20 protein-coding genes and 1 tRNA gene are annotated in these 22,729 nt (G+C 56.2%); 11 read left to right on the top strand and 10 right to left on the bottom strand.

The features are described from left to right. Positions 1-6 precede the first annotated feature (6 nt). The 6 genes from mpl to HS105_11705 all read right to left on the bottom strand — a co-directional run bounded on the left by mpl (position 7) and on the right by HS105_11705 (position 6,961). Entirely contained in the window at positions 7-1,416 is a 1,410-nt protein-coding gene (gene mpl, locus HS105_11680; GenBank protein MBE7517246.1) for a UDP-N-acetylmuramate:L-alanyl-gamma-D-glutamyl-meso-diaminopimelate ligase, read from the bottom strand. 107 nt (positions 1,417-1,523) lie between these two features. Further along, the gene (locus tag HS105_11685; protein ID MBE7517247.1) at positions 1,524-3,593 is read right to left on the bottom strand and encodes a S46 family peptidase; all 2,070 of its coding nucleotides are present in this window, start codon (positions 3,591-3,593) and stop codon (positions 1,524-1,526) included. Positions 3,594-3,653: 60 nt separating this feature from the next. Next, positions 3,654-4,580 carry an AAA family ATPase gene (locus HS105_11690; GenBank protein MBE7517248.1) on the bottom strand — a complete coding sequence of 309 codons (927 nt, stop codon included), beginning with the start codon at positions 4,578-4,580 and terminating at the stop codon, positions 3,654-3,656. Continuing rightward, positions 4,577-5,149, bottom strand: coding sequence for a nicotinamide mononucleotide transporter (locus HS105_11695; GenBank protein MBE7517249.1), 573 nt, complete (start codon positions 5,147-5,149; stop codon positions 4,577-4,579). Before HS105_11695 ends, HS105_11690 begins: the two co-directional genes overlap by 4 nt. Positions 5,150-5,152: 3 nt before the next feature. Beyond that, positions 5,153-6,313, bottom strand: coding sequence for a pyridoxal phosphate-dependent aminotransferase (locus HS105_11700; GenBank protein MBE7517250.1), 1,161 nt, complete (start codon positions 6,311-6,313; stop codon positions 5,153-5,155). A gap of 51 nt (positions 6,314-6,364) precedes the next feature. Further along, complete coding sequence (locus tag HS105_11705) at positions 6,365-6,961, bottom strand: DNA-3-methyladenine glycosylase (GenBank protein ID MBE7517251.1); 597 nt, start codon at positions 6,959-6,961, stop codon at positions 6,365-6,367. A gap of 57 nt (positions 6,962-7,018) precedes the next feature. On the opposite strand from HS105_11705, the gene HS105_11710 reads away from it, so the two are divergent. The 9 genes from HS105_11710 (at position 7,019) to HS105_11750 (ending at position 16,856) form a co-directional block, all read left to right on the top strand. After that, on the top strand, positions 7,019-8,344 hold the full coding sequence (locus HS105_11710; protein MBE7517252.1) for a thioredoxin domain-containing protein: 1,326 nt from the start codon (positions 7,019-7,021) through the stop codon (positions 8,342-8,344). A gap of 16 nt (positions 8,345-8,360) precedes the next feature. After that, positions 8,361-9,215: a glutaminyl-peptide cyclotransferase gene (locus HS105_11715; GenBank protein MBE7517253.1), complete on the top strand. Its 855-nt coding sequence runs from the start codon at positions 8,361-8,363 to the stop codon at positions 9,213-9,215. Next, positions 9,212-9,688, top strand: a complete 477-nt coding sequence (locus tag HS105_11720; GenBank protein MBE7517254.1) for a nucleoside deaminase — start codon at positions 9,212-9,214, stop codon at positions 9,686-9,688. Before HS105_11715 ends, HS105_11720 begins: the two co-directional genes overlap by 4 nt. Continuing rightward, complete coding sequence (locus HS105_11725) at positions 9,688-10,140, top strand: DMT family transporter (protein MBE7517255.1); 453 nt, start codon at positions 9,688-9,690, stop codon at positions 10,138-10,140. Before HS105_11720 ends, HS105_11725 begins: the two co-directional genes overlap by 1 nt. A gap of 6 nt (positions 10,141-10,146) precedes the next feature. Beyond that, positions 10,147-11,688, top strand: a complete 1,542-nt coding sequence (locus HS105_11730; GenBank protein ID MBE7517256.1) for an FAD binding domain-containing protein — start codon at positions 10,147-10,149, stop codon at positions 11,686-11,688. A gap of 42 nt (positions 11,689-11,730) precedes the next feature. Next, entirely contained in the window at positions 11,731-14,001 is a 2,271-nt protein-coding gene (locus HS105_11735; protein MBE7517257.1) for a molybdopterin-dependent oxidoreductase, read from the top strand. A 59-nt stretch (positions 14,002-14,060) separates the two neighbouring features. Next, positions 14,061-15,026 carry an XdhC family protein gene (locus HS105_11740; GenBank protein ID MBE7517258.1) on the top strand — a complete coding sequence of 322 codons (966 nt, stop codon included), beginning with the start codon at positions 14,061-14,063 and terminating at the stop codon, positions 15,024-15,026. A gap of 100 nt (positions 15,027-15,126) precedes the next feature. Further along, the gene (locus HS105_11745; GenBank protein ID MBE7517259.1) at positions 15,127-15,948 is read left to right on the top strand and encodes a VanW family protein; all 822 of its coding nucleotides are present in this window, start codon (positions 15,127-15,129) and stop codon (positions 15,946-15,948) included. Between the two features lie 80 nt (positions 15,949-16,028). Continuing rightward, positions 16,029-16,856, top strand: coding sequence for a TonB family protein (locus tag HS105_11750; GenBank protein MBE7517260.1), 828 nt, complete (start codon positions 16,029-16,031; stop codon positions 16,854-16,856). A 37-nt stretch (positions 16,857-16,893) separates the two neighbouring features. On the opposite strand, the gene HS105_11755 is transcribed toward HS105_11750, so the two are convergent. From HS105_11755 to HS105_11770, 4 genes are all read right to left on the bottom strand, one after another. Beyond that, positions 16,894-18,333 carry a DUF512 domain-containing protein gene (locus HS105_11755; GenBank protein ID MBE7517261.1) on the bottom strand — a complete coding sequence of 480 codons (1,440 nt, stop codon included), beginning with the start codon at positions 18,331-18,333 and terminating at the stop codon, positions 16,894-16,896. A gap of 41 nt (positions 18,334-18,374) precedes the next feature. Further along, the gene (locus HS105_11760; protein ID MBE7517262.1) at positions 18,375-18,899 is read right to left on the bottom strand and encodes a transposase; all 525 of its coding nucleotides are present in this window, start codon (positions 18,897-18,899) and stop codon (positions 18,375-18,377) included. 257 nt (positions 18,900-19,156) lie between these two features. Further along, positions 19,157-20,269 carry an alanine dehydrogenase gene (gene ald / locus HS105_11765; GenBank protein MBE7517263.1) on the bottom strand — a complete coding sequence of 371 codons (1,113 nt, stop codon included), beginning with the start codon at positions 20,267-20,269 and terminating at the stop codon, positions 19,157-19,159. 127 nt (positions 20,270-20,396) lie between these two features. Then, complete coding sequence (locus tag HS105_11770; GenBank protein ID MBE7517264.1) at positions 20,397-21,962, bottom strand: peptide MFS transporter; 1,566 nt, start codon at positions 21,960-21,962, stop codon at positions 20,397-20,399. A gap of 204 nt (positions 21,963-22,166) precedes the next feature. On the opposite strand from HS105_11770, the gene HS105_11775 reads away from it, so the two are divergent. Both HS105_11775 and HS105_11780 read left to right on the top strand, forming a co-directional pair. Then, positions 22,167-22,508 (top strand): hypothetical protein, encoded by a 342-nt coding sequence (locus tag HS105_11775; GenBank protein MBE7517265.1) that lies wholly within the window; start codon positions 22,167-22,169, stop codon positions 22,506-22,508. Positions 22,509-22,597: 89 nt separating this feature from the next. After that, a tRNA-Ile gene (locus HS105_11780) sits at positions 22,598-22,673 on the top strand. Positions 22,674-22,729 lie beyond the last annotated feature (56 nt).

Consider the following 22,729-nt stretch of genomic DNA (forward strand, 5'->3'; position numbering starts at 1 on the left):
TGCACGCTAACGCCGCAGTACGTCGAGCAGCTTTTCATGGATGCCGCCGAAGCCGCCGTTCGACATCACGGCGACCACATCGCCGGCGCGCATTTCAGGCGCCAGATGTTCGACGATCGCATCAGCGTCCGCGAAGGTCGCAGCCTCTTTTCCGGTCGCGGCAATGTCTGCGACAAGCTTTTCTACATCGAGGAGTTCACTGCCGAAGCGCTTTGCATCCTCAGGATTGAAAACGCCGGCGATTATCACTTTGTCGGCGTGAGCGAACGCTTTTTTATAGTCATCCTCAAAAACTGAAAGGCGCGATGAACGAGAACGCGGCTCGAAAACAGCTATCAGGCGGTCATCCGCATAGCGTTGGCGGAGGGCTTTGAGCGTCTCGTCAACAGCTGTGGGATGATGTGCAAAATCGTCGATGACGGTAACGCCGCGTTCGACACCGCGAACTTCCATCCGCCGTTTTACCGACTCGAAGGTATCAAACGCCTCCTGCATCTTTTCTTGTGAGATACCCCACGCATCAGCGGCAATTATGACCGCAAGGCAGTTGCGGACGTTGAATTCGCCGATCATTTTTGTGCGAAAGCTGCCCCACTTTTCGCCGGCGCGATAGATCTCAAAGCTCGTCCCTTCGGCCGAGAACCCGATGTTGCGTGCCTGCCATTTTGCACGGTCGCCAAGCCCGAACGTCTCGACATTCGTGAAGAGTTTTCCCCGCATCGAATCAAGCACCTCCACCACGACCGGCGAATCGACACCGCAGATCAAGCGGCCGTTGCCCGGAACAAGGTTCATCAGCCGTGAGAACTGCCACTTGACAGCATCAAGATCCTTGTAGATATCGGCGTGGTCGAATTCGATATTATTTATGATCGCGATCTCCGGCAGATACGACATAAACTTTGGCTTCTTATCAAAGAATGCAGTGTCGTATTCATCACCTTCAATAACGAAATGATCGCTGTCCGTTACTCTGAAACTCCGGCCGAAATTCTGAACCACGCCGCCGACCAAAAATGTCGGATCAAGCCCGCCGACCTCGGTCATCCAGGCCGCGAGTGATGTCGTTGTCGTTTTGCCATGCGTTCCCGCGATCACCAGCGAGCGTCGGCCGCGTATGAATTCCTCGCGCACGACCTCAGCCTGCGAACGATAGAGCAGCTTGCGGTTCAACACCTCTTCCAGTTCGGGATTACCGCGCATTATGGTGTTCCCGACGATCGTTACATCGCGTTCGAGGTCGGCATTCTCGGCCTTGTAGCCCTGTATTATCTCTATGCCGAGCGCAGCAAGCTGCGTTGACATAGGCGGATAAACGTTCTGATCCGAACCTGTAACGCGGTGGCCGCGTGCCTGCAGCATTCCGGCGACCGAAGCCATCGCGGTGCCGCAAATTCCGATGAGGTGATAGTGCATATTTTACAGAACGCCGGCACATACAGGCCTGTCCGCAGGCCTGTATGTGCAAATTGGCAGGATACCGGAGCTGAGCCGTAAAAAACGAACGGCAAACGAACCCGCAGCTACCGCGCAAGAAGCTCATTTACCAGGCTGTCGGCCTTGTATAGCTTTTTCAGCGCTTCGAGTATTCCCGCGGAATGTACGCCGACCGCACGGCCGCCGTCAGCTTCATCGACATACCAATAGCGGTTTGAGAGCTTCTGATTATTGCTGTCGAAGTTGATACCGACGAATTCGCCGTTACGGTTTACGACCGGCGAGCCCGAATTGCCGCCGATGGTATCAGCCGTATAAACAAAATCGAGCGGCGTCGAGAGGTCGAGCTTATCGCGTCCGTTCTGCCAGCGGGGCGGCAAGTTCCACGGCTCCATTTGGTTAAAGCTGTCGGCGCGATCATAAAGGCCGTAGAAGGTCGTCTTATACGGTACAAGCGTCGTATCCTCTTCGTAGCCCTTGACACGGCCGTATGAGATGCGAAGGTTGAAGTTAGCGTCGGGCGGGATCGTCCTGCCGTAAACGGCGAAACGTGCCTTGGCGATCTTTTCGCCGGCGGCGGCGTCAACATTGGCGATATTCGTCTCATTCCACGCACGCAGTTCGCGAATGATAGGCTCGATCTTTCGCGCAATGACGATAAGCGGATCGGTCGAAGCATCGACCGCCGCAGAGCCGCCGTCGAGCAGCGCCTTGCGTGCCGCCGGATCCTTGAGCGTCGTCTTGTCGATCGCCTCGCTGACCACCTCGGCCGGTTCGCGAGTGCCGAGAACCGCACGTATGAACGGGTCGTTCGGCCCAAGCTCCTTCTTCGCATCGATAAGCCATTGCGTCAACGCTGCTTTATCAAGGTCGGGATAGATCGGGGCCGGCGACAGAAGGCCGAGCTTGAGCGAATCGAGGCGATTGTCGCGAAATTCGTCATATCGCTGATCGTTCGGCTTTTTGACCTCTTGCGAATAACGCACGATCTGTGTCGCGATCGAGCCGAGCCGCGACGGCGATATCGAAGTAAAGGCAAGGCGATTCGCCATACGCGGCAGTGCCGCATAAGCACGCGCGATCTGTGCCCATGCCGGTGCGTATTGAGCATTGAGCTTTGGTTGTTTTGCAAGCCCGGCTTTAAGCTCGGCTTCTTCTTTCTCTTTCTTTGCGAATTGCTTCGGGTCAAGAAGGCCGTCCTGCTGCCCGGATAAACGCTTGAGTGAGTTGCTAAGCGAGCGGATCGTGCTATGTGCCTGCCGTGCCTGCTCCGGCCCGCGTTTCGAGTAGTCCTCGAGGGCCTTGAGCCGCGATCCCCAAATCAGCTTCTGAAGCGGATTGCCGACATCGCGCTGATATTTTAGCTGTGCAACGGTCAGCAGGCGTGATGTTGAGCCCGGATTGCCAGGCAAAACGATGAACTCGCCGTCCTGTGCTCCTTTTGCCGACCACTTGAAATAATTGGGCGTTTTGATCGGCTTGCCGTCCTCATAAACACGCAGGAAGGTAACATCGAGGTCATGCCTCGGAAATACGAAATTGTCATAATCGCCGCCGAAGAAAGCGATCTGCTCCTCGGGTGCGAAAACGATGCGCAGATCGGTGTACTTTTTGAAACGGTACAACCAATACTCGCCGCCGCTGTAAAATGAGATAACCTCGCATTTAAGCGCCGTCGCAGCGGCACATTCACGCTCGATAGCCGCGCGTTCGATCTTTCGCTGCTCGCCCGCTTGCTTGTCGGTCGCCCCTTTTCTGACGGCCGAGGTTACGCGGCCGGTAACATTCTCGAAGGAGAGCAAAACGTTCGCTTCAAGGTCGGGCACGCGGATCTCATCCTTCTGGCTTTTGGCGTAAAACCCGTCCTTTATGTAGTCGTTCTCCTTTGTCGAGGATTTCGAGAGCTGGCCGCTCGCAACGTGCTGATTGGTAACAAGCAAGCCGTTCGGCGAGACAAAGCTGGACGACCCGCCGTCGCTGAGCCGTACACTCGCAAGCCGCAGGTTGTCGAGCCACTCCTTTGTCGGTTCGAAGTTATAGCGCTCTTTCCACTGCTTGAGCGGCGGATTATCAAAGGTCCACATTCCTTCATCGGCGTATCCTGCGGATGCAAGGGTGAAACTCAAAAGAATCAGAGACGTTAAAATTCTTTTCATTGCCAATACCTCAAATTGTCGATCTAATACAACGTAGTCAAAATGCCGCGATATGTCGAGTTAGCGCAGCAGCTTCTCCACCTCATCGACAGCTCGGCGCGTACGCTCGGCAAAGCTTCCGGTCAGCTCAACGAACGGAACCGTACCCGCTGTTAGACGCTCCTTAAAGCGGCAGTGCATCCAATCGCGTATCATCTCGCCGTCACGCACGCCGTCCTGAACGAACGGCACGTCCGGCGTCGGGATCAGATACAGGTCTGCCTTATCGAGTGCTCCTATCGCATCAACCTCCGCGTCGCGGCGGTTCTCGTACCGCTCGAACCAAGTGCCTGTCGTAAAAGCATTCGTATCACAGATCAGCACTCGGTTCGCGTTTCGTGCGGCCTCGTTCTCGCGCCGCTGCTGCTCCTGTGCGATATGCACGAAATCTTCGCGCGTCCACCAAACTGACGGCTTGTCCGGCGTCAGCGCACGTATCTTCTCTTCCCAATTCTCGCGGCCGTATTCGGCGACCCACAGCGTGTCGAAGTGCTCAGCCAGATGCCGTGCCAACGTGGTCTTTCCGGTTGACTCAGCCCCTATGAGAACGACCCTCTTGACAAAATAGGCACGTACGCAAGGCTCAAGGGACTGCAAGTTGTCGAGCGGTGCGGCTAATATGGCTGCCGACGAGAGATCTTCAGTCTCGCGTGCGCGTTCGATCTCAAAGAATTTCGCCCCGATCACGCGTGCATATTCCGCCGGCGAAGGGTCGCCGCCAAACACGATATCCGCTCCGGCACGCTGCCCGTTGTCGGTGAGTTCTATCCCGCAATCAGGATGTATCTCTTTGAGCCAGCTCATTCGCAGATCTGCTGCGATGGCATCATTCGCTCGAGTGTCGATAGCCACTGTCAGCATATCAACTCGACGGCGGGCCGTCCCGATCAGCTGCTTGTGTCCCAAGTGCGGCGGACAGAACCTTCCCGTGATCAGGCCTCGTGTCATACTGCGGCCGCTCCTTCAAGCCAGCTCTCGCGCCACTTGTAGTAGCCGACGAACGCCAGCCCCAAAAAGATCGCATACAGCACGGCCGTAAGATACAGCTCTTTATAGATATACAAAGGCACGTAAATGGCATCCACTGCGATCCAAAAGAGCCAATTTTCCAATAGTTTACGGTTGAGGAGCCACTGCCCGCACAGGCTGAATGATGTGGTAAGCGAATCAAAAGGAGACGCCGACCCGCCGACCTTGCTGAGAAATGTCCAAAGCAGGAGAGTGAGTGCGGTACCTATTGCAAGAACGATGGTCAATTCATGGCGTTTGATACGTGTTACGGCCAGAGCGGTTCCGCCCTCGCCGCCGTGCAGCCACATATGCCAGCCGATCGCCGTCAGCACGAAATATACGATCTGCAAGCCGGCATCGGCATACAGCCGCGATCCAAAGAAAACAATGCAGTACGCCGCGACATTTATCAGTCCGACAGGGAAATTCCAGATATTTTGCCTGACCGAAAGCCAAATATAGATGGCTCCCGCAGCAAAGGCAATGGTCTCCAGAAGCGAAGGCATTACTTATCCGAGCGTGCTCCTGAGCTTTGCCATCGCACCGTCAAGGATCTCATCTTCGCGAGCAATACAAATGCGGACGTGGGCATCCCAAAGGTCATTGTCTGCGAACGCACTGCCGGGCGTCATGCCCACTCCGGCGTCGCGCATCAGCATCTCGTTGAAGGCTATGGCATCGCTGAATTTGCGCGGAATTCGCGCCCAAATGTAGAACGCCGAGCCTGAGTTATAGATCTCGAAGCCAAGCTCCGCAAGGCCATCACAGAAACGGCGGCGTTTGGCATCGAATGTATCGCGAAGCTCTGTATAGTAGCCGTCATTTGCCGTCAGTACCTTGGCAAGAGCGGCCTGAAGCGGCGTCGCCGGACAAACGTATATCACATTTGCCGCATTGTTTATCGGAGCAATAAGCTCGCCGGTGCCGAACGCATAACCAAGCCGCCAGCCCGAGATGTTCCACGATTTTGAGAACGAATTGACCGTTATCGTACGCTCACGCATCTCGGGCAGCGATGCGATGGGAATGTGCGGCGTTTCGCCCGTTACATAGTGCTCATAGACCTCGTCGGAAACGACAAGAAGGTCTAGTTCCTTCGCGACATCGGCAATGGCTTCAAGTTCGGCTTGCGACATCACCTTTCCGCTCGGATTCGCTGGACTGCAGACGATGATCGTATGCAGCGGGTAGTCCTTGCGGCCTTTAAGTTCGCGGCAGTGTGCAAGCAGTTCATCTTTGCCGAAAGCGAGATCGGCATCCAACGCGAATGTCTCGGTCTTTGCTCCGAATTCCTCGAGTATGCGTTTGTGATACGGATAATACGGCTCGAAAACGAGCGCGGCCTTGCCTCGAAGATAGCTTTGCGCGATACCGATCAACGCGCCGGTGCCGCCGTTCGTGATCATCAGCTCAAAGGGCCGAGCATCCGCGTCGATGGAAATGCCGTTATATTTTTCGAGCTTTGCCGCGACTGCGCGCCGCAGCCCTTCATGGCCTTCGCTGCCGCCATAATGATTTTGGCTCGCGGCAATTATCGCGGCCGCCTCGGCAGCAAGCTGCGGATCGATCGGCAGTTCGGACTGCCCCTGCACAAGGTTTCCGCTCGCCGGCACAAGCCTTGTGATAGCGCGGATGTCGGGTTTTACCTTCTTAATGACCGGTTCTGACATAAACAATAAAAATAACAGCTTTCGCGGCAGGACGCTAAATAAGCTGCGGCGTCATTTACGGCTTACGAATGGGTTTCCGCTCACCCAGAACCGCAAAAGACGCTCGGCATCTTCGCCCGCAAAATCGATCCCGATGCGTTTTCCGACGGCCACTTCTTCATCCTTGAATCTCTTGTAACGCTCGATATAGATGTTCTCACCCAACAGGTCTTCGCCGTTGCGGTCGCGATCGAGGTCAAGTGCGATACAGAGCTTGCCCGGCCCAGAAGTAAGATTCGTGTCCTTCATATCGCCGCGCCGCAGCCGCATTGCATCAATGCCTTCGACCGGCTCGATGGCGCGAATAAGCACGCCGTGCGGATGGTCCGCCGGGCCGGTAACGATATTGAGCTGATGATACATCCCGTAAATGAAGTAGATATACGCATGGCCGCCCACGCCGTAGCTGACATTATTGCGAGCTGTCCGGCGGCCGCCGAAACTGTGGGCTGCACGGTCATTGTGCCCCATATACGCCTCTGTCTCGACGATCATTCCGGAGATGCGCCTACCGTCATCGCCCGGCACGACAAGCAGTTTGCCGAGCAGATCGCGGGCAAGCGACGGTGTATCGCGGGATAGATAGAATTTGCGCGAAAGCTTCTTCATGGCAACGTTCGGGCGAATAAAGGTGTCGAATTTGCTATCATCTGACCTTTGCAGCGTATGCGCACTCGAACATTACTCGCTATCTTACTTTTATCCTGTACCGCCGCACTTGCGCAAAAGCCGGACACCGTCATCGCAGTCGCCGCAGGCCACACGGTCAAGCTGAGCGACCTCGCTGATGACGTGCAGAAGATCGCGTCTGAAATGCCGGCGTCTCTCGCAAAGCAGCGGCGCGAACTGTTCTCGGATTTCCTGTTCCACCGCGTCATGAGCCTCGAAGCGGCATCGAAAGGAGTCTCGGAAAAGGAGTTTGTCGATTCAGAAAAACGAAAGGCAGCAGATCCGTCAGAGGCCGAAATAAGAACGGTCTATGAAGCGAACCGCGACCGTCTGGGTGATAAAACCTACGAAGAAGCTCATTGGATGCTCCTAAATTTCTTACGCACCGGCCCGGAAAGCAAAGCAGTTAATGCCGCGTATGACAGCTTGAAACAAAAGTACAAAGTAACTTTGGTGAAGGATATTGACGCAAAGGGCATCGCTCCCGGCGACACTGTTGCCTCGATCAGCGGTAAACCGCTGACATTAAAGGAGTTCGACACCTACGCCGCGCCTCGGCTTTATGACCTGCAAGCAGGTGCAGCCGATGAGATCATTGCGGATGCCGAGGGCCTTTTGCTCGATCTTCTTGCCCGCGACGAGGCAAAGATACAGCAACTGGAGCCGATGGATCTGTGGGCAAAGGAGGTAACCGATAAGATGAAGGACTTTTCGGATGACGAGCAGGACCGCCTCACCGAAGCCTTCAAACAGAAGCTTTTCGTCAAATACAATGCGACGATCGTTTACAAAGGCCCCGAGCCGGCGGCATATCCCGTATCTGCCGATCACGGACCTTCGACCGGGCCGGCGAATGCACCCGTTACGGTCATAATGTTCAGCGATTTTCAATGCCCGGCCTGTGCGGCAACTCATCCTGTTCTGAAGAAAGTGCTCGCAGAATATCCGGGTAAGATCCGCTTTGTCGTGCGAAACTTCCCTCTCGAAACGCTGCATCAAAACGCCTATCGTGCGGCACTTGCGGCCGGAGCGGCCAACTTGCAGGGAAAATTCTTTGAATATACTGACATACTCTACCGAGATCAGGACAAACTCGATGACGCATCGCTCAAGCGCTATGCCGCAGCCCTCGGTTTGAATGCCGCCAAGTTTGATATAGACTTGAAATCCGCCGCTGTCGCCGCCAAGGTCAAGAAGGATATGGCGGACGGCTACGACCTTGACATCACAGGCACACCGACGATCTATGTCAACGGCATAAAGGTGCGGCGGCTTACAGCCGATGCGTTCCGAGCCGCGATCGACCGCGTGCTGAAGAAATGAGCCTTTCTTTGTTCCTATGCGTTCCATATTGATCGTTTTCATTCTGAGCGTTGCCGCTGCCTGCGGCGCCCCGCCCGTAAACAACAAGCCGAACGTCAATAAGGCGCCGGCAGTACCGCAGCGGACGGCGTTGCCTGTTTACGGCTACGAGGTCGTCAAGGCATATCCGCACGACCAGCGGGCATTTACCGAAGGGCTTTTTTTCCATGACGGCGCTTTGTATGAGAGTACGGGCGAACAGAGACGCTCATCGATCCGAAAGGTCGAGCTTACAACCGGAAAGGTGCTTCAAAAATGGGATCTGCCGGCCGAGGACTTTGGCGAAGGCATAGCAATGATCGGCGACAAGATCTATATGCTCACATGGCAGCAAGGCCTCGGGCGCGTGTTCAACGCCGGCGACTTCAAACTGCTTCGCGAGTTCAGCTACCAAGGCGAAGGCTGGGGTATGACGACCGACGGGACGAACCTGATACTCTCACAGGGCACGCATGTGCTGAAGGTCATGGACCCGAACACGTTCGAAACGGTGCGGACCATTCCCGTGATGCGTGAGGACGGCAGGCCGCTTATGCGCATCAATGAACTCGAATGGATCAAAGGCGAGATATGGGCGAACGTGTGGCATTCGGAAGACCCTGAGGTGCTCGGAAAGCCGAATTATATCGCCCGCATCGACCCGAATTCGGGCAAGCTGCTAGGCTGGATAAACCTCGCGGGCATCTCGCCTGACGATCAGGACAAGCCCGGCCAAGAGGAGAATACGCTCAACGGCATTGCCTATGACAGCACCGGCGACCGCATCTTCGTCACCGGAAAGAACTGGAAAAAACTTTACGAGATCAAGATAAAGGAGCCGGCCGCACAATGAACGAGGACGATAAGAGATTCATGCTGCAGGCGATCGAGCTTGCGATCGAAGGCGTAAGAGCGGGCGACGGCGGCCCGTTCGGCTGTGTAGTGGTAAAGGACGGCGAGGTCATCGGCCGCGGGAATAATCGAGTTACCTCGGCGAACGATCCGACGGCACACGCCGAGATAGTTGCCATCCGTGATGCTTGCGGCAGGCTCGGCTCGTTCCAATTGGAGGGCTGCACCATCTATACAAGCTGCGAACCGTGCCCGATGTGCCTCGGTGCGATCTATTGGTCGCGTCCAAAGGCGATCTTCTTTGCCGGTACACGCGATGACGCAGCCGCCGCAGGCTTTGACGATGCTCTGTTTTACAGCGAAATGGATAAGCCGAATGACGAGCGCGTGCTGCAAATGAAAGCTCTCTGCCGCGATGAGGCTAAAGCGGCATTCCGAGCGTGGACTGACAAGGCCGACAAGACCGAATATTGATGTCGAACAGCTCTTACATCTTTATGCTGATCGCACTCGTCGCCGGTGCTTTTATGCCGACACAAGCCGCTACGAATAACAAAATGGCGGCAGTGATCAACAGTCCGCTGCTGGCGGCTTTCCTCTCGTTCCTGATCGGGACAGCGGCACTTCTTGTCTTCTCTGTCCTTTCCGGCAACGGGCTTGCATCACTTACGGCAGCGAAGAATGCACCGCCCGTAGCGTGGATCGGCGGACTGCTCGGGGCCTTTTTTGTTTACGCCACGGTGCTGTTGGTACCGCGTCTCGGTGTTGCGCTGACGTTCAGCCTGATCGTTGCGGGACAAATGCTTATAACGCTCGTCATCGATCACTTCGGGCTGCTCGGCGTCGATGTCAAAGAGGTAAGCCTCGCACGCGTCGCAGGCATCCTGCTGATCACTGCCGGTGTCGTCCTTATCAGAAAATTTTAAGAAACTGTGATCGAATTCATCCTCAACAACGAGAAGATCGCAACTGACCGGCCAAGCGGCACGACCATACTCGACTTCGTCCGCTATAACAAGTCTTTGACAGGAACAAAGATCGGCTGCCGCGAAGGCGATTGCGGAGCATGCACTGTCTTGGTCGGCGAACTCGCAGGCGGAACGGTTCAGTATCGCTCGGTCGTCTCTTGCTTGATGCCGCTCGCGGCGGCGCAAGGCAAACACATCGTTACCATCGAAGGCATCACGCCCGCCGACGGCTCACTGACGAGCGTTCAACAGGCGATGGTTGACGAGAGCGGCACGCAATGCGGCTTTTGCACGCCCGGCTTTGTGATGTCGCTCACGGGATTTTGCGTAAATGCCGCTCGGTGCGGAGATCAGTGCGAGGATCCGGAAAGGCTCATCGACGATGCGGTTTCGTCGATCGACGGCAATATCTGCCGCTGCACGGGCTACAAATCCATCGAGCGTGCCGCTCGGCAATTATGCGGGCTTTTGTCAGAACCGCCTGCGTCAGCGGGCGGCCAGTTCGATACGACACCTTTTACGTGCGTACCGCCATATTTCGCTGACATCGCGCCAAGGCTGCGAGACCTCGTCACCAGAGCGGCTGCAAATTCGCAACAAACTGACCGCCTGCTCACGCAGGCGGTTCTGACCGGCGGCGGAACCGACCTCTATGTTCAAAGGCCTGAGCAAATGGCAGACAGCGGCAGCATTCCGCTGCTGTACGATGACGGCCTGCGCGGTGTTCGTGATAATGGCGAATTTATCGAGATAGGAGCCGCCGCAACCGTCTCCGATCTGCTTAATTCGGACGTGATGCGCTCGATCTTTCCCGATCTTTATAAGCATCTGAAGCTCGTATCCTCGACACCGATACGCAATATGGCGACCATCGCCGGTAACTTCGTCAACGCCTCACCTATCGGTGATATGACCGTCTGGTTCCTCGCTCTTGACGCCGAGATCGATCTGTCGGAACCGCCTGCGTCAGCGGGCGGCCGGCTTCGTTCGATAAAACTGCGTGACCTCTATCTCGGCTACAAACAGCTCGCCAAGCAACCGGACGAGATCATCACTACGATTCGTTTCAAAAAACCGCCTGGTGATTTCCGCTTCAATTTCGAAAAGGTCTGCAAACGCACATACCTCGACATCGCGACAGTGAACACCGCGATCTCGCTCACTGTCAGGACGATGCCGGGTGAAGGCTGGACACCGCCCGCACTGTCAGAACCCGGAGCGATAGCGACTGGGCCCAGTGTTGCAAATATCGACTATACGATCATCGACGCTCACGTCGCCGCAGGCGGCGTCGCGGCGATACCGCTTTATCTAAAAGAAACGTCGGCTTTTCTAAAGGGCAAGCGGATCAGCGAGGAAACCATCAACGCCGCCGGCGAAATCATGCAGTCCGAGGTCTCGCCGATCTCAGACGTACGCGGAACCGAGCATTACAAACGTCTGCTGCTGCGGCAGCTTTTCCGCGCACATTTTGAAGAACTCTTCGGCACGAACGGCGCGGGATGATCGCCAAGCGGCACCTCGCGTACCGTACCAAAGATCGGCTTTATGAAGAACATCGACTCATATTCACACGTTCGCGGCGAGAGCGTTTATCTCGACGATATTCCCGTTATTCGCGGGACGCTGTATGCGTGTGTTTTTGATTCGCCGGTCGCACATGGCGGGCTGAAAAGCATCGATACGAGCGCCGCGGAACAAAGTGACGGTGTCGTATGCGTGATAACGGCAAAAGACCTCGTCGGTGAGAATCAGATCGGCGGGGTCGTACCTGACGAGCCGCTTCTGGCCGAGGGCGAGGTTCATTTTCAGGGCCAGCCTGTTGCGATCGTGGTTGCCGAGTCGGACGATCAGGCACGCAAGGCCGCAAAGCTGGTGACGGCGGAGATCGAGCCGCTAACGCCCGTTACCGATCCGCGCGTGGCGGCGGCGAACGGCGAGCTGATAGTACCGCCGAAGAAATTCGTGCTCGGTGATGTTACCGCTGCGTTCGCTCGCTGTGAATACGTTTTCGAGGGCCGCGTTGAGCTAAACGGCCAAGAACATCTCTACATCGAAACGCAGGGTGCATACGCGATCCCGACCGAGCAGGGCGGCATTCGCGTTCACTCTTCGACGCAAGGCCCGACGGCGGTTCAGCGTGCCGTCTGCCGCGTAACGGGCCTGCCGATGCACAAGGTTGAGGTCGATGTACAGAGGCTCGGCGGCGGCTTTGGCGGCAAGGAAGATCAAGGCAATGCATGGGCGTCGATCGTCTCAGTTGCCGCACAGCTGACCAAACGGCCGGTAAAATATTCGCTTCATCGAATGGAAGATATGCGGATGACAGGCAAGCGGCATCCCTATTCGAGCGATTATAAGATAGGGCTTGACCGCGACTTGAAGATAATCGCGTATGAGGCCGTCTTCTATCAAAATGCCGGTGCGAGCTGCGACCTTTCGCCGGCGGTGCTCGAACGTACGCTCTTTCACTGCACGAACAGCTATTTCATCCCGAATGTTACGGCGACGGCGTACAGCTGCCGCACGAATCTGCCGCCGAACACCGCATTTCGCGGCTTTGGCGGGCCGCAGGGTATGTTCGTGATCGAAGCCGCGATCGCCCATGCCGCAGAAAACCTCGGCGTAACGGCCGCGGAGATCCAGCGGCGAAATCTGCTTGTTGACGGCGATGAGTTCCCTTACGGCCAACTCGCCGAGAGCGACGCGGCCGCCTCATGGCAGCAGGCGGATGAGAAATTCCCGCTCACACGGCTGCAGCAGGAGGCAGACGAATTCAACGCGGGATCGAAGTATTTTAAGAAAGGCGTAGCCGTTATGCCCATCTGTTTCGGCATTTCGTTCACCAATACGCCGATGAATCAGGCTCGCTCGCTTGTTCACGTTTACACCGACGGAAGCGTTGCCGTCTCGACCGCGGCCGTCGAAATGGGCCAAGGCGTCAACACGAAAATGGCACAGGTCGCCGCCGCGATCTTCGGGATGGATATCGGCAATGTGAAGGTACATTCGACCAACACGCTCCGCATAGCCAATACATCGCCGACCGCGGCTTCGGCCGCAGCCGACCTCAACGGCCGTGCGACGCAGATCGCGTGCGAAACGATACGCGACCGCTTATTCACGGTCGCAAAGGACCTGGTCGAGGCCGCGACCGTCGAAGACCTTTCGCTAAAGGACGGCTTTGTTTACCGCAGCGGCGAGCGAACGGCGCTTTCGTGGCGTGCACTTGTTGCCGAAGCTCATCTCAGACGCGTAAGCCTTAGCGAACACAGCCATTATGCGACGCCCGGCATCAATTTCGATTGGGCGACGGCAAAAGGACATCCTTTCTCATATCACGTTTACGGCACGGCATTCGTGGGCGTAACGGTCGATTGCCTTCGCGGCCGCTATGTGGTCGATTATGTAAAAGGCTGTCACGACTTCGGAAACTCGATGAACAAAGCCGTTGACTACGGCCAGATCGAAGGCGGCATCGTCCAAGGCCTTGGCTGGATGACAATGGAGGAACTTGTTTACGACGCGGAAGGCAGGCTTCGCTCGAACGCGCTCTCGACCTACAAGGTCCCCGATATCCACTCCGTGCCAAAAGAGATCGACATCGTACCGCTTGCCGATGCCCGCAGCAGCCTTGCGATATTCAATTCAAAAGCCGTCGGCGAACCGCCGCTTATGTACGGCATCGCCGGCTATTTCGCGATCCGCAACGCGATAAGGGCGTTCAACGGCAGTTCTCCGACGTTCGACTGCCCGTTCACGCCTGAGAAGGTTTTGATGAACCTATACTCCGACGACCGGCCGATGTCGGACGAATAACGAACAACGGCCTTCGCCCCGTTCTCTACATTGCTGCCTTTCTGCGGTAAAATCCTGCTGTGTCTCCACAACCTGAATTTTGGCAATTCGTTGCGGCCCGCCTGAAGGATGGCGCTTGTGTCGAGCTTCTTGTCGTAGCGGTAAGTTCAGGGTCGAGTCCCGGGCGTGCAGGCTACAAGATGGCGGTCGCGGCGGACGGCGGGCTTTGCGGCTCGATAGGCGGCGGCGTAATGGAGGTAAAGCTTGTCGAGCAGGCGAAGGCAACACTTTCAGAGCCGCAATGTCCTGCCCGAGGATTGGTCATCCAACAGGTGCATCGCAAGAACGTCCCGAACTCGAGCGGGATGATATGCTCCGGACGGCAAAGCGTGATCGTAAAGCACCTTACTTCCGGCGACCTGCCGACGGTCGAGGGGTTACTCGCCCGCGGCGGAGCTAATTCGCCCGCCGCATTTGAGGTCTCAAATTCCGCGTTCCGAATTGTCGAAAGTACGGATGACGGCGAGCCGGTCTGCTTTCGTCAGGAAGGCGAAGCGTTCGTCTATCAAGAGGCGCTCGATCGTAAGGATCGGCTTGTTATCATCGGCGGCGGACATTGCTCGCTGGCATTGAGCGAGATCGCTGCGGGCCTCGGCTTTCACGTTTCGGTCTTCGACGACCGTCCGGAACTGAACACCATCGAAAAGAACGTATTTGCCGATAACGTAACGATCATCTCATCTTACGACCGTATTGCCGAGCATATCCCGCAGGGCGAAGATGTTTACGTGGCCGTGATGACGCTCGGCTATGTAAGCGATGCCGAAGTGATCAGAAAACTCATCGATCACGATGTGCGCTATTTCGGCGCGCTGGGCAGCACGGCAAAGATGGCGGCTTTGCTCAAGGAGCTCCGTGAAGAAGGCTTTGACGAAGCCAAGCTCGCCCGCATACGAACACCTATCGGCATAGCGATCAACAGCCGGACGCCGAAAGAGATCGCCGTTTCCATTGCCGCCGAGATCATCTCGGTCAGGAACGCCTGATCGCAGTGCAGCCACGAATTCACCAATAGCGATCACTGCCGTTCGTGCATTCGCGGGCGCACTTTCCGCTATGCTACGATAACGTTTCGGCTACCGGACAATGGACAGCAAAAATATCGCTAAACCTCTTAAACGAAGCTATTTACGTAGTTTGGCCGGGCGTGAATATTACACACTTCGCAGGCAGCTCAAATGGCTCTCGCAGTACCGCTCATTCGCAAAGAAGGACCCGGCAGCGCGTCTCGATCATTCGATCATCAAGCATCGCTCATTTATTCTCCGTCCGCTTCGCGATGTCGAAATGCACCTGCAGTACAACAAGATAACGAATCTGCGGCTCGCGATCGCTCCGCTCGACGGTATCGTGATAAAGCCGGGTGAAACGCTCTCGGTCTGGCACGAGGTCGGCAGGCCGACAGCCCGGCGGGGCTTTCTCGAAGGCCTTGTCCTGCACAACGGCCGTATCGAAAAAGGCATCGGCGGCGGACTTTGCCAGCTCGGCAATCTGCTGTATTGGATGGCTCTTCATTCGCCGCTGACCATTGCAGAACGCTACCGGCACGGCTTCGACGTATTTCCGGATATAAACCGAAAGATACCGTTCGCCTGCGGTGCTACGCTGGCGTACAACTATATCGACCTGCAGCTCCGCAACGACACGCAGGACACGTTCCGTATTGACCTGTGGCTCGACGATGAGTATTTGAACGGCGAACTGCGGTCGAGCCGCCCTGCCGAAAACGCCTATGAGATTTTTGAGACCGATCATCTGATAAAGCTCCAGCCGTGGGGCGGCTACACACGGCACAACCGCATCTGGAAACGCACAACATCGCTCGTTGACGGCATGACGAATGAAGAACTCGTTACCGAGAACCACGCGATAATGATGTACAACCCTCTGCTCAGCGACGGCAAATAATTCCACGCCTTGCACGGAACTTTTTCTTCCGAACGGTGTCTAAACATTCAGCGGTTGGCACCGGCAACAGAGGAGGAATTATGTTTGACAAGATGATCGAATCCGCAGCCGCCGGAGCTGACCTGAAAAAGCGGCGCAAGTACTTTGCAACATCAGCTGCCATCGTTGGTGTACTGTTCATAACTGCTGTCGTTATAAGCATTTACTCGGCAGAGTTCGGCGTTCACGGGAGCTTCGAAGTGAGCATTCTCGCACCGCCGATCGAGATGGCCGCTGCCGAGCCGCCAAAGCCTGAGCCGCGCACACCGACCGCACCGGTTACGCACGAAAAGAATACGCTCCCGACCCGCGTCGTAAATATGGCGCGCGTTGACGAGCCAACCGTTATTCCGACGACGACCTCGGTGGTTAAGAATCCGTATGCCGCAAGGCCGAATACGGCATTCACGATCTCGAAAGTCGATACCGATCCTGCAGTTGAAGCGTCAGCCGCGGGCCCGACCCGCAGCGGCGACACTTCAGGGACAACCACGGCAAGTATCGGAACGCGCCCAACGGGAAGCGACACTGTTGATGCCGAGAAACCTTCAACGCCTCCGCCTGCAAAGCCCGTAAAACCTCATGTGCCGCCGACGCAGACGAAAGGCGTGATAAACAGCCTTGCTATCGATCTGCCGAAGCCCGTCTATCCGCCACCGGCAAGGCAGGTGCATGCTATGGGAACGGTAAGCGTTCAAGTTACGCTTGACGAAAAAGGCAACGTGATCGCGGCAAGTGCCTTGAGCGGGCATCCGCTGCTTCGCGATTCAGCGGTAAGGGCCGCACGCGATGCACGCTTTACGCCGACACTGCTTTCCGGCGTGCCTGTAAAGGTAACGGGCATAATCACTTACAACTTCACGTTGTGATCGGAAATAAAAGGGGCGAGATGGCGTACGGCGTGCGTCATCTCGACTTAAAGAGGAACTTGATGAACGTGTCGAGGTCTATATCGTAGATCGGCAGCGGGAATTTGTCATTGAGTTCGGCGACGGTCATTCCGTCGATAAAGATCGGCTCATCCGACTTGATCATCACACGCGGTATCACCGCAAAATCTCCCACTATCTGTTCCTTCACTGCCAAAAGGTCCTGTGCTCCAAGCAGCCCGACAACTGAAACATCACCGCCGAAGTATGTATTCGGCACGGCAAGCACGTGCAGCTTTGCACCTGTCGCGGCATTATAGCGCTCGATATATTCACTGAGGATCGGTGCGAACATCTCGCCGGTCAGGATCGTGCCTCGGCGCGAAAGTATGTCGGGAGCGGCGATCTCGCGTGCCTTCGGAAAGATGGCCGCCGAATTATATCGGGGATTCGCCGGTGCGGACGCACTGCTGAAAGCGTGCCTCACTTTTTTGGGCGAAGCCTCAAGTGCTTTGAGCATCTTCTCGAACCGCGTGCTGAACGAACGCACCATGCCGACGCCGTCCTCGATCTGCGGATAATTGCCGTAATGCCGCCGCGAAGGTATCGCGACGCCGGCCTTTATGTAGATCTCGTCGCCGAGATACGCGAACGTAACGCCGAGCGTCCGGCGAAATTCCCTTTGCAGTTTCTCGACCTGTTTGATCGTCCTGCGGCAGAATTCGGGCGTAACGCGCGTCAGCCGCGGGTCCGTGTTATAGCGTGTCAGTGCAACGGGGACGATAGCAGTGCTAATCACTCGCGGGTATTCGGCGGCGAGGTCGCGCAACGTCTTTTCAAGTATCTCGCCGTCATTTATCGCGGGGCAAAGCACGATCTGAGCATGTATCTCGATATCGTTATCGAGCAGGAACTGCATCTTATCCGATATGTCCGCACGTTTTTCCGGTACGCCGAGCATAAACGCCCGCGTCTTCAGATCGGTCGTATGTACCGAAACGTACTGCGGCGACATACGCTGCTCGATGATGCGCTTCATCTCGTCCGGCGTTATCGAAGAAAGCGTAGTGTAATTGCCGTAAAGGAATGAAAGCCGTATGTCCTCATCACGTACAAAGAGCGAGTGGCGGGCGCCGTCCGGATTTCCCTTTGTAAAGCAGAATAGGCACTCATTGGCACATTGGCGAGGCACGATCTGCTCGAACATAAGCCCGAGATCCTCACCCTCTTCGCGGTCGAATTCGATATCGAGCGTTTCGCCGCTCGCCTTCTTTACGCGAAAAGTAAGCTCGGTCTCGCCCGCCGTCTGAAACCTGAAATCCAGATAATCACGCACGGGCCGGCCGTTCACGCGAACGATCCTGTCATTGACGCACAACTCCAGCTCATCGGCGACACTGCCGGGCGTAACCTCCGTGATCGTTACACCCTGCCGCCTCAACTGCGAAACCGCCGGCTCTACCGCAAATTCATACATAGTCAGAACCGCCTGCGTAAGCGGGCGGCCGGTTCGTTCGGTCAACCGTCAACTCGATCAAACTCAGGCAGCGGCCCGTCCTGCCCGTTCAGAACATAATTTGATGCAGCCCCGACGTGTTCCTCTGTCCATAGATAACGTCTGCTGCCCTTATCGACCCAAGGACTGTGAGCCTGCCCCCAAATGCTTGCCTCACGCAGCCTCCGAGTCGAGTATGCTTTCAGGTCGTTCAGCATCTTTGCCGAATCACAATTCCCGGATATTACGGCATGTACATGATTCGTTCGGACGGCAAGAGCTATCAGATACCATTCCCGAAATTTACAGACCTCTTTAATTGCGGCTTCTACGATCGTCCTGGCGTCAGCGTTAAGTAGAAACGGTTCCGATCTAAGCCTCGCGGAATGAATACCGGAACGAGCCTCGCTGGCAACCGCTCTCGGCCCGCCGTATTTATTATGATACTTGTCTATCGATCCGCGTTCGTCGCCCGGCAGCCACGTTCCGTATGTTCGGAACGTGATCAGAAAGGCAATCGGCTCGTCTGTGTCGTTCCACTTGCCCATATTTAGAACCGGCCGCCCGCTTGTGCCGTATCGAACTGGCCGCCCGCTTACACAGGCGGTTCTGACTGGCCGCCCGCTTGTGCCGTATCGAACTGGCCGCCCGCTTACACAGGCGGTTCTGACTGGCCGCCCGCTTGTGCCGTATCGAACTGGCCGCCCGCTTGTGCCGTATCGAACTGGCCGCCCGCTTACACAGGCGGTTCTGACTGGCCGCCCGCTTGTGCCGTACCGAACTGGCCGCCCGCTTACGCAGGCGGTTATGACAGGAGCGTATCGAGCGGTGTGAATTCGCGGCCCTGCGACGCAGCTACGGCGTCGTAGGTCAGCTTGCCCGCGTATGTATTCACGCCTTCGCGGAGGCTCTCATCATCCTTGATGGCCTGCTCAAAGCCCTTGTTCGCGAGGTCCAGTGCGTACGGCAGCGTTGCGTTCGTCAGAGCGAATGTCGATGTACGCGGCACCGCTCCGGGCATATTCGCGACGCAGTAATGCAGCACGCCTTCCTCGTAGAATGTCGGGTTCGAGTGGGTCGTGGCGTGGGTCGTCTCAAAGCAGCCACCCTGATCGACGGCCACATCGACAAGTACCGCACCTTGCGGGATCAAGTGCAGCATATCGCGTGTTACGAGTTTTGGTGCGGCGGCGCCGACGACCAGCACGGCACCGATCACGAGATCGGCGTGCGATATCGCCTCTTCGATCTGGTAACGCGATGATGCGAGCGTCTGCACCTTTGAAAGGAAGATGTCGTCAAGCTGGCGAAGCCGGTCAAGGTTGCGGTCAATAATGGTAACGCGGGCACCGAGGCCGACGGCCATCTTTGCTGCCTCAGTGCCGACGACACCGCCGCCGAGGATGACAACATTCGCCGCAGGAACGCCCGGAACGCCGCCGAGCAGAATGCCCTTGCCGCCGTTCATTTTTTCGAGATACGTCGCACCGACCTGAACCGACATACGGCCCGCGACCTCTGACATCGGCGTAAGCAGCGGCAGGCGGCCGTCCTTTGTGATCGTCTCATAGGCAACGCCCGTAACCTTGCGTTCGAGCATTATCTTGGTCAGCTCGACCTCAGGGGCGAGATGCAGGTAGGTGAACAGAAGCTGATTCTCACGCATTCGCGGATACTCGGGCGCGACCGGCTCCTTGACCTTTACGATCATATCGCCTGCATGCCAAACCTCGTCCGCTGTATCCAAAAGCCGGCCGCCGGCCTTCTCATACTGCTCATCGCTAAAGCCCGAGCCTTCGCCCGCCGAACGCTGTACAAAGACGCTGTGTCCGGCGTGTGCCAATGCCTGAACGCCCGCGGGCGTCAGCCCGACACGATATTCATTATCCTTTATCTCTTTCGGTAGTCCGATATTCATCAGTGATCTCTCCAACTTCTAATTTATAACGAGAACCAAACTTCTCATTCTACTTTGTTATCCGGCATTTTGCCATTGGCAGAAACCATCGCGGCGCTCCTTTCGCCCTTTATCTGATCGCGGATCATTACGGCTCCATCGGCACCATCTCTTCCGGCTCGGTGTAGAGCTTTTTAACAAGCGGCGAGATCGCGAAGAGGACGAGTGCCGCAACGATCAAAATAACGGCAACGATGGTGAAGATATTCGTCAGAACATCGGCCTTCGCCTCGAACTCGCCCGCGATGCGGCCCGCTACGTAGTTGCCCATCGATATCGAAAGGAACCATACGCCGAGCATTAGGCTTACCATCCTTGAGGGTGCGAGCTTTGTCATCGAGCTAAGCCCGACAGGGCTGAGGCAAAGCTCGCCGATAGTGTGGCACCAGTAAACAAGCACCAGCCACATCGGGCTGACCTTGCCGCCCGTTGTGAGCGACGCCGCGTACGCTACGACCACGAAGCCGACTCCCGCCATAAAAAGCCCGATGGCAAATTTCACTGCGTCGGCAGGCTGCCTTTTGCCGAGCTTCATCCAAACCCAGCCGATGATCGGTGCGAATATGATGATGAGAATGGCATTGACCGACTGCAGCCAGCTTGCGGGAAATTCCCAACCGAATATGCGGTTGTCGGTAAGCTGATTTGCAAAGAGGTTAAAGCTGGTAGCCGCCTGCTCAAAGCCCATCCAAAAGAGCGTCGAGAACGCAAAGAGGATCATCAGCACGGCAAGACGCTTCCAATCGTCAATGGTCAGCTTATCCTGCATGCCCGTAAAAAGAACACCGAGCAGGCCGGCTATCAGCACGGTGGGCATCAGTACATAACTGATGGCATCCGTAACGCCTTTGAAGTACGCAGTGCCGCCGATCACGGCAGCCGCGATCACTATAAGGCCGACCATTTGCACGATATACGCGGTGCTGATACCGTCTTCCTTTTTCTGAAGGGCGGAAGGCTCAGGCTGCGGCACTTCGCCGACGTTGGCCAGGCTGCGCCTGCCGAGATAATACTGAACAAGCCCGAAGAACATCCCGATACCGGCGGCACCGAACCCGAAGTGCCAGCTCATGTTCGGGTCGATGCCCATTCCGCCGATCCACGAACGAAAGCCCTCAGCCTGTGCCAGAAATCCGACAACCAGCGGAGCAATGAATGCCCCGAGGTTTATGCCCATATAAAATACCGAGAACCCGGCATCACGCCGCGTATCCTCACGCGTGTAAAGGTCGCCGACCATTGCCGAGATGTTCGATTTAAGAAATCCGGTGCCGACCGCGACAAGGATCAAGCCGAGGTAGAATGTGGTGATCGTCGCGAACGCAAGGGTGAAATGGCCGAACATTATGATGACGCCGCCGACAAAGGTCGCCCGCTTTGCACCGATAAAGCGGTCGGCGATCCAGCCGCCGATAAGCGGCAGAAAATAGACGCTCGCGGCGTAGAGGGCATAGATCGGCGCTGCCTCGGCAGGCTTCCAGCCGAGGCCGCCGATCGCGGTCGCCGATGTCATATAAAGCATCAGGATCGCACGCATCCCATAGAAACTGAACCTCTCCCACATTTCCGTAAAGAAAAGTGTCGAAAGGCCCTTCGGATGGCCGAAAAATGCACGGTCATGGCTCGGATCAGCGGCAATCGTATCAACGTTCATTAGGATCTCCTCGTTTGCAAAGTTGAACTATCGGACGAATTACGCAAATATAACAGAATTTCCCGTCTCCTAAAAGGTGTAACTATGCGCTCTAAAATACTTGCGGCATTTGTGATATCGGTGTGTACGGTGTTGTTCGCGGCAGATGCTGCGGCCCAGAAACGTGCGAGCGTTTCGGGGCCTGAGGTAACTGGCACATTCAGGATGAATTTCACCGGAAAGTTCAAGGGAAACTCGAACGAGATCCAGATACAGGCCCTCGGCCGCGGTAAATTACGCATCGGAATGATGCTTGTTTACCCGTACTTTGTCGGCAAAGAGCAAACGGTAAATATCGGAATTCTCGACGGCGAAGCCTCGATCACCGGCGATACGGCCGTTTATGAATCGGACGAGTTCGGCGAGTGCAGGATCATCATTACCTTTGTACGGCCCGGGACGATCAAGGTCGAACAGCAGGCCTCGGATTTTGCCTGCGGCTTCGGACATAATGTAACGGCCGACGGAACTTACACTAAGGTCAGCTCCGCCAAACCGAAATTTTGACCCAGCAGCATTGCAGGATCGAGATCGCGGCTCGCAATTCGGGCCGCGATTTGCTCCGTTTTTGCTAATTCTGTAAACTGCTTGCTTGTGCCCTTGTAGCTCAACGGTCAGAGCAGCGGACTCATAATCCGTTGGTTGTAGGTTCGAATCCTACCGAGGGCACCATCGTTGTCCCCTTCCGCACTCATCAAATTTCGCAGGCGTTCATTTTGTTCAAACTC

Source organism: Chloracidobacterium sp. (genome assembly GCA_015075585.1).
Lineage (GTDB): Bacteria > Acidobacteriota > Blastocatellia > Pyrinomonadales > Pyrinomonadaceae > OLB17.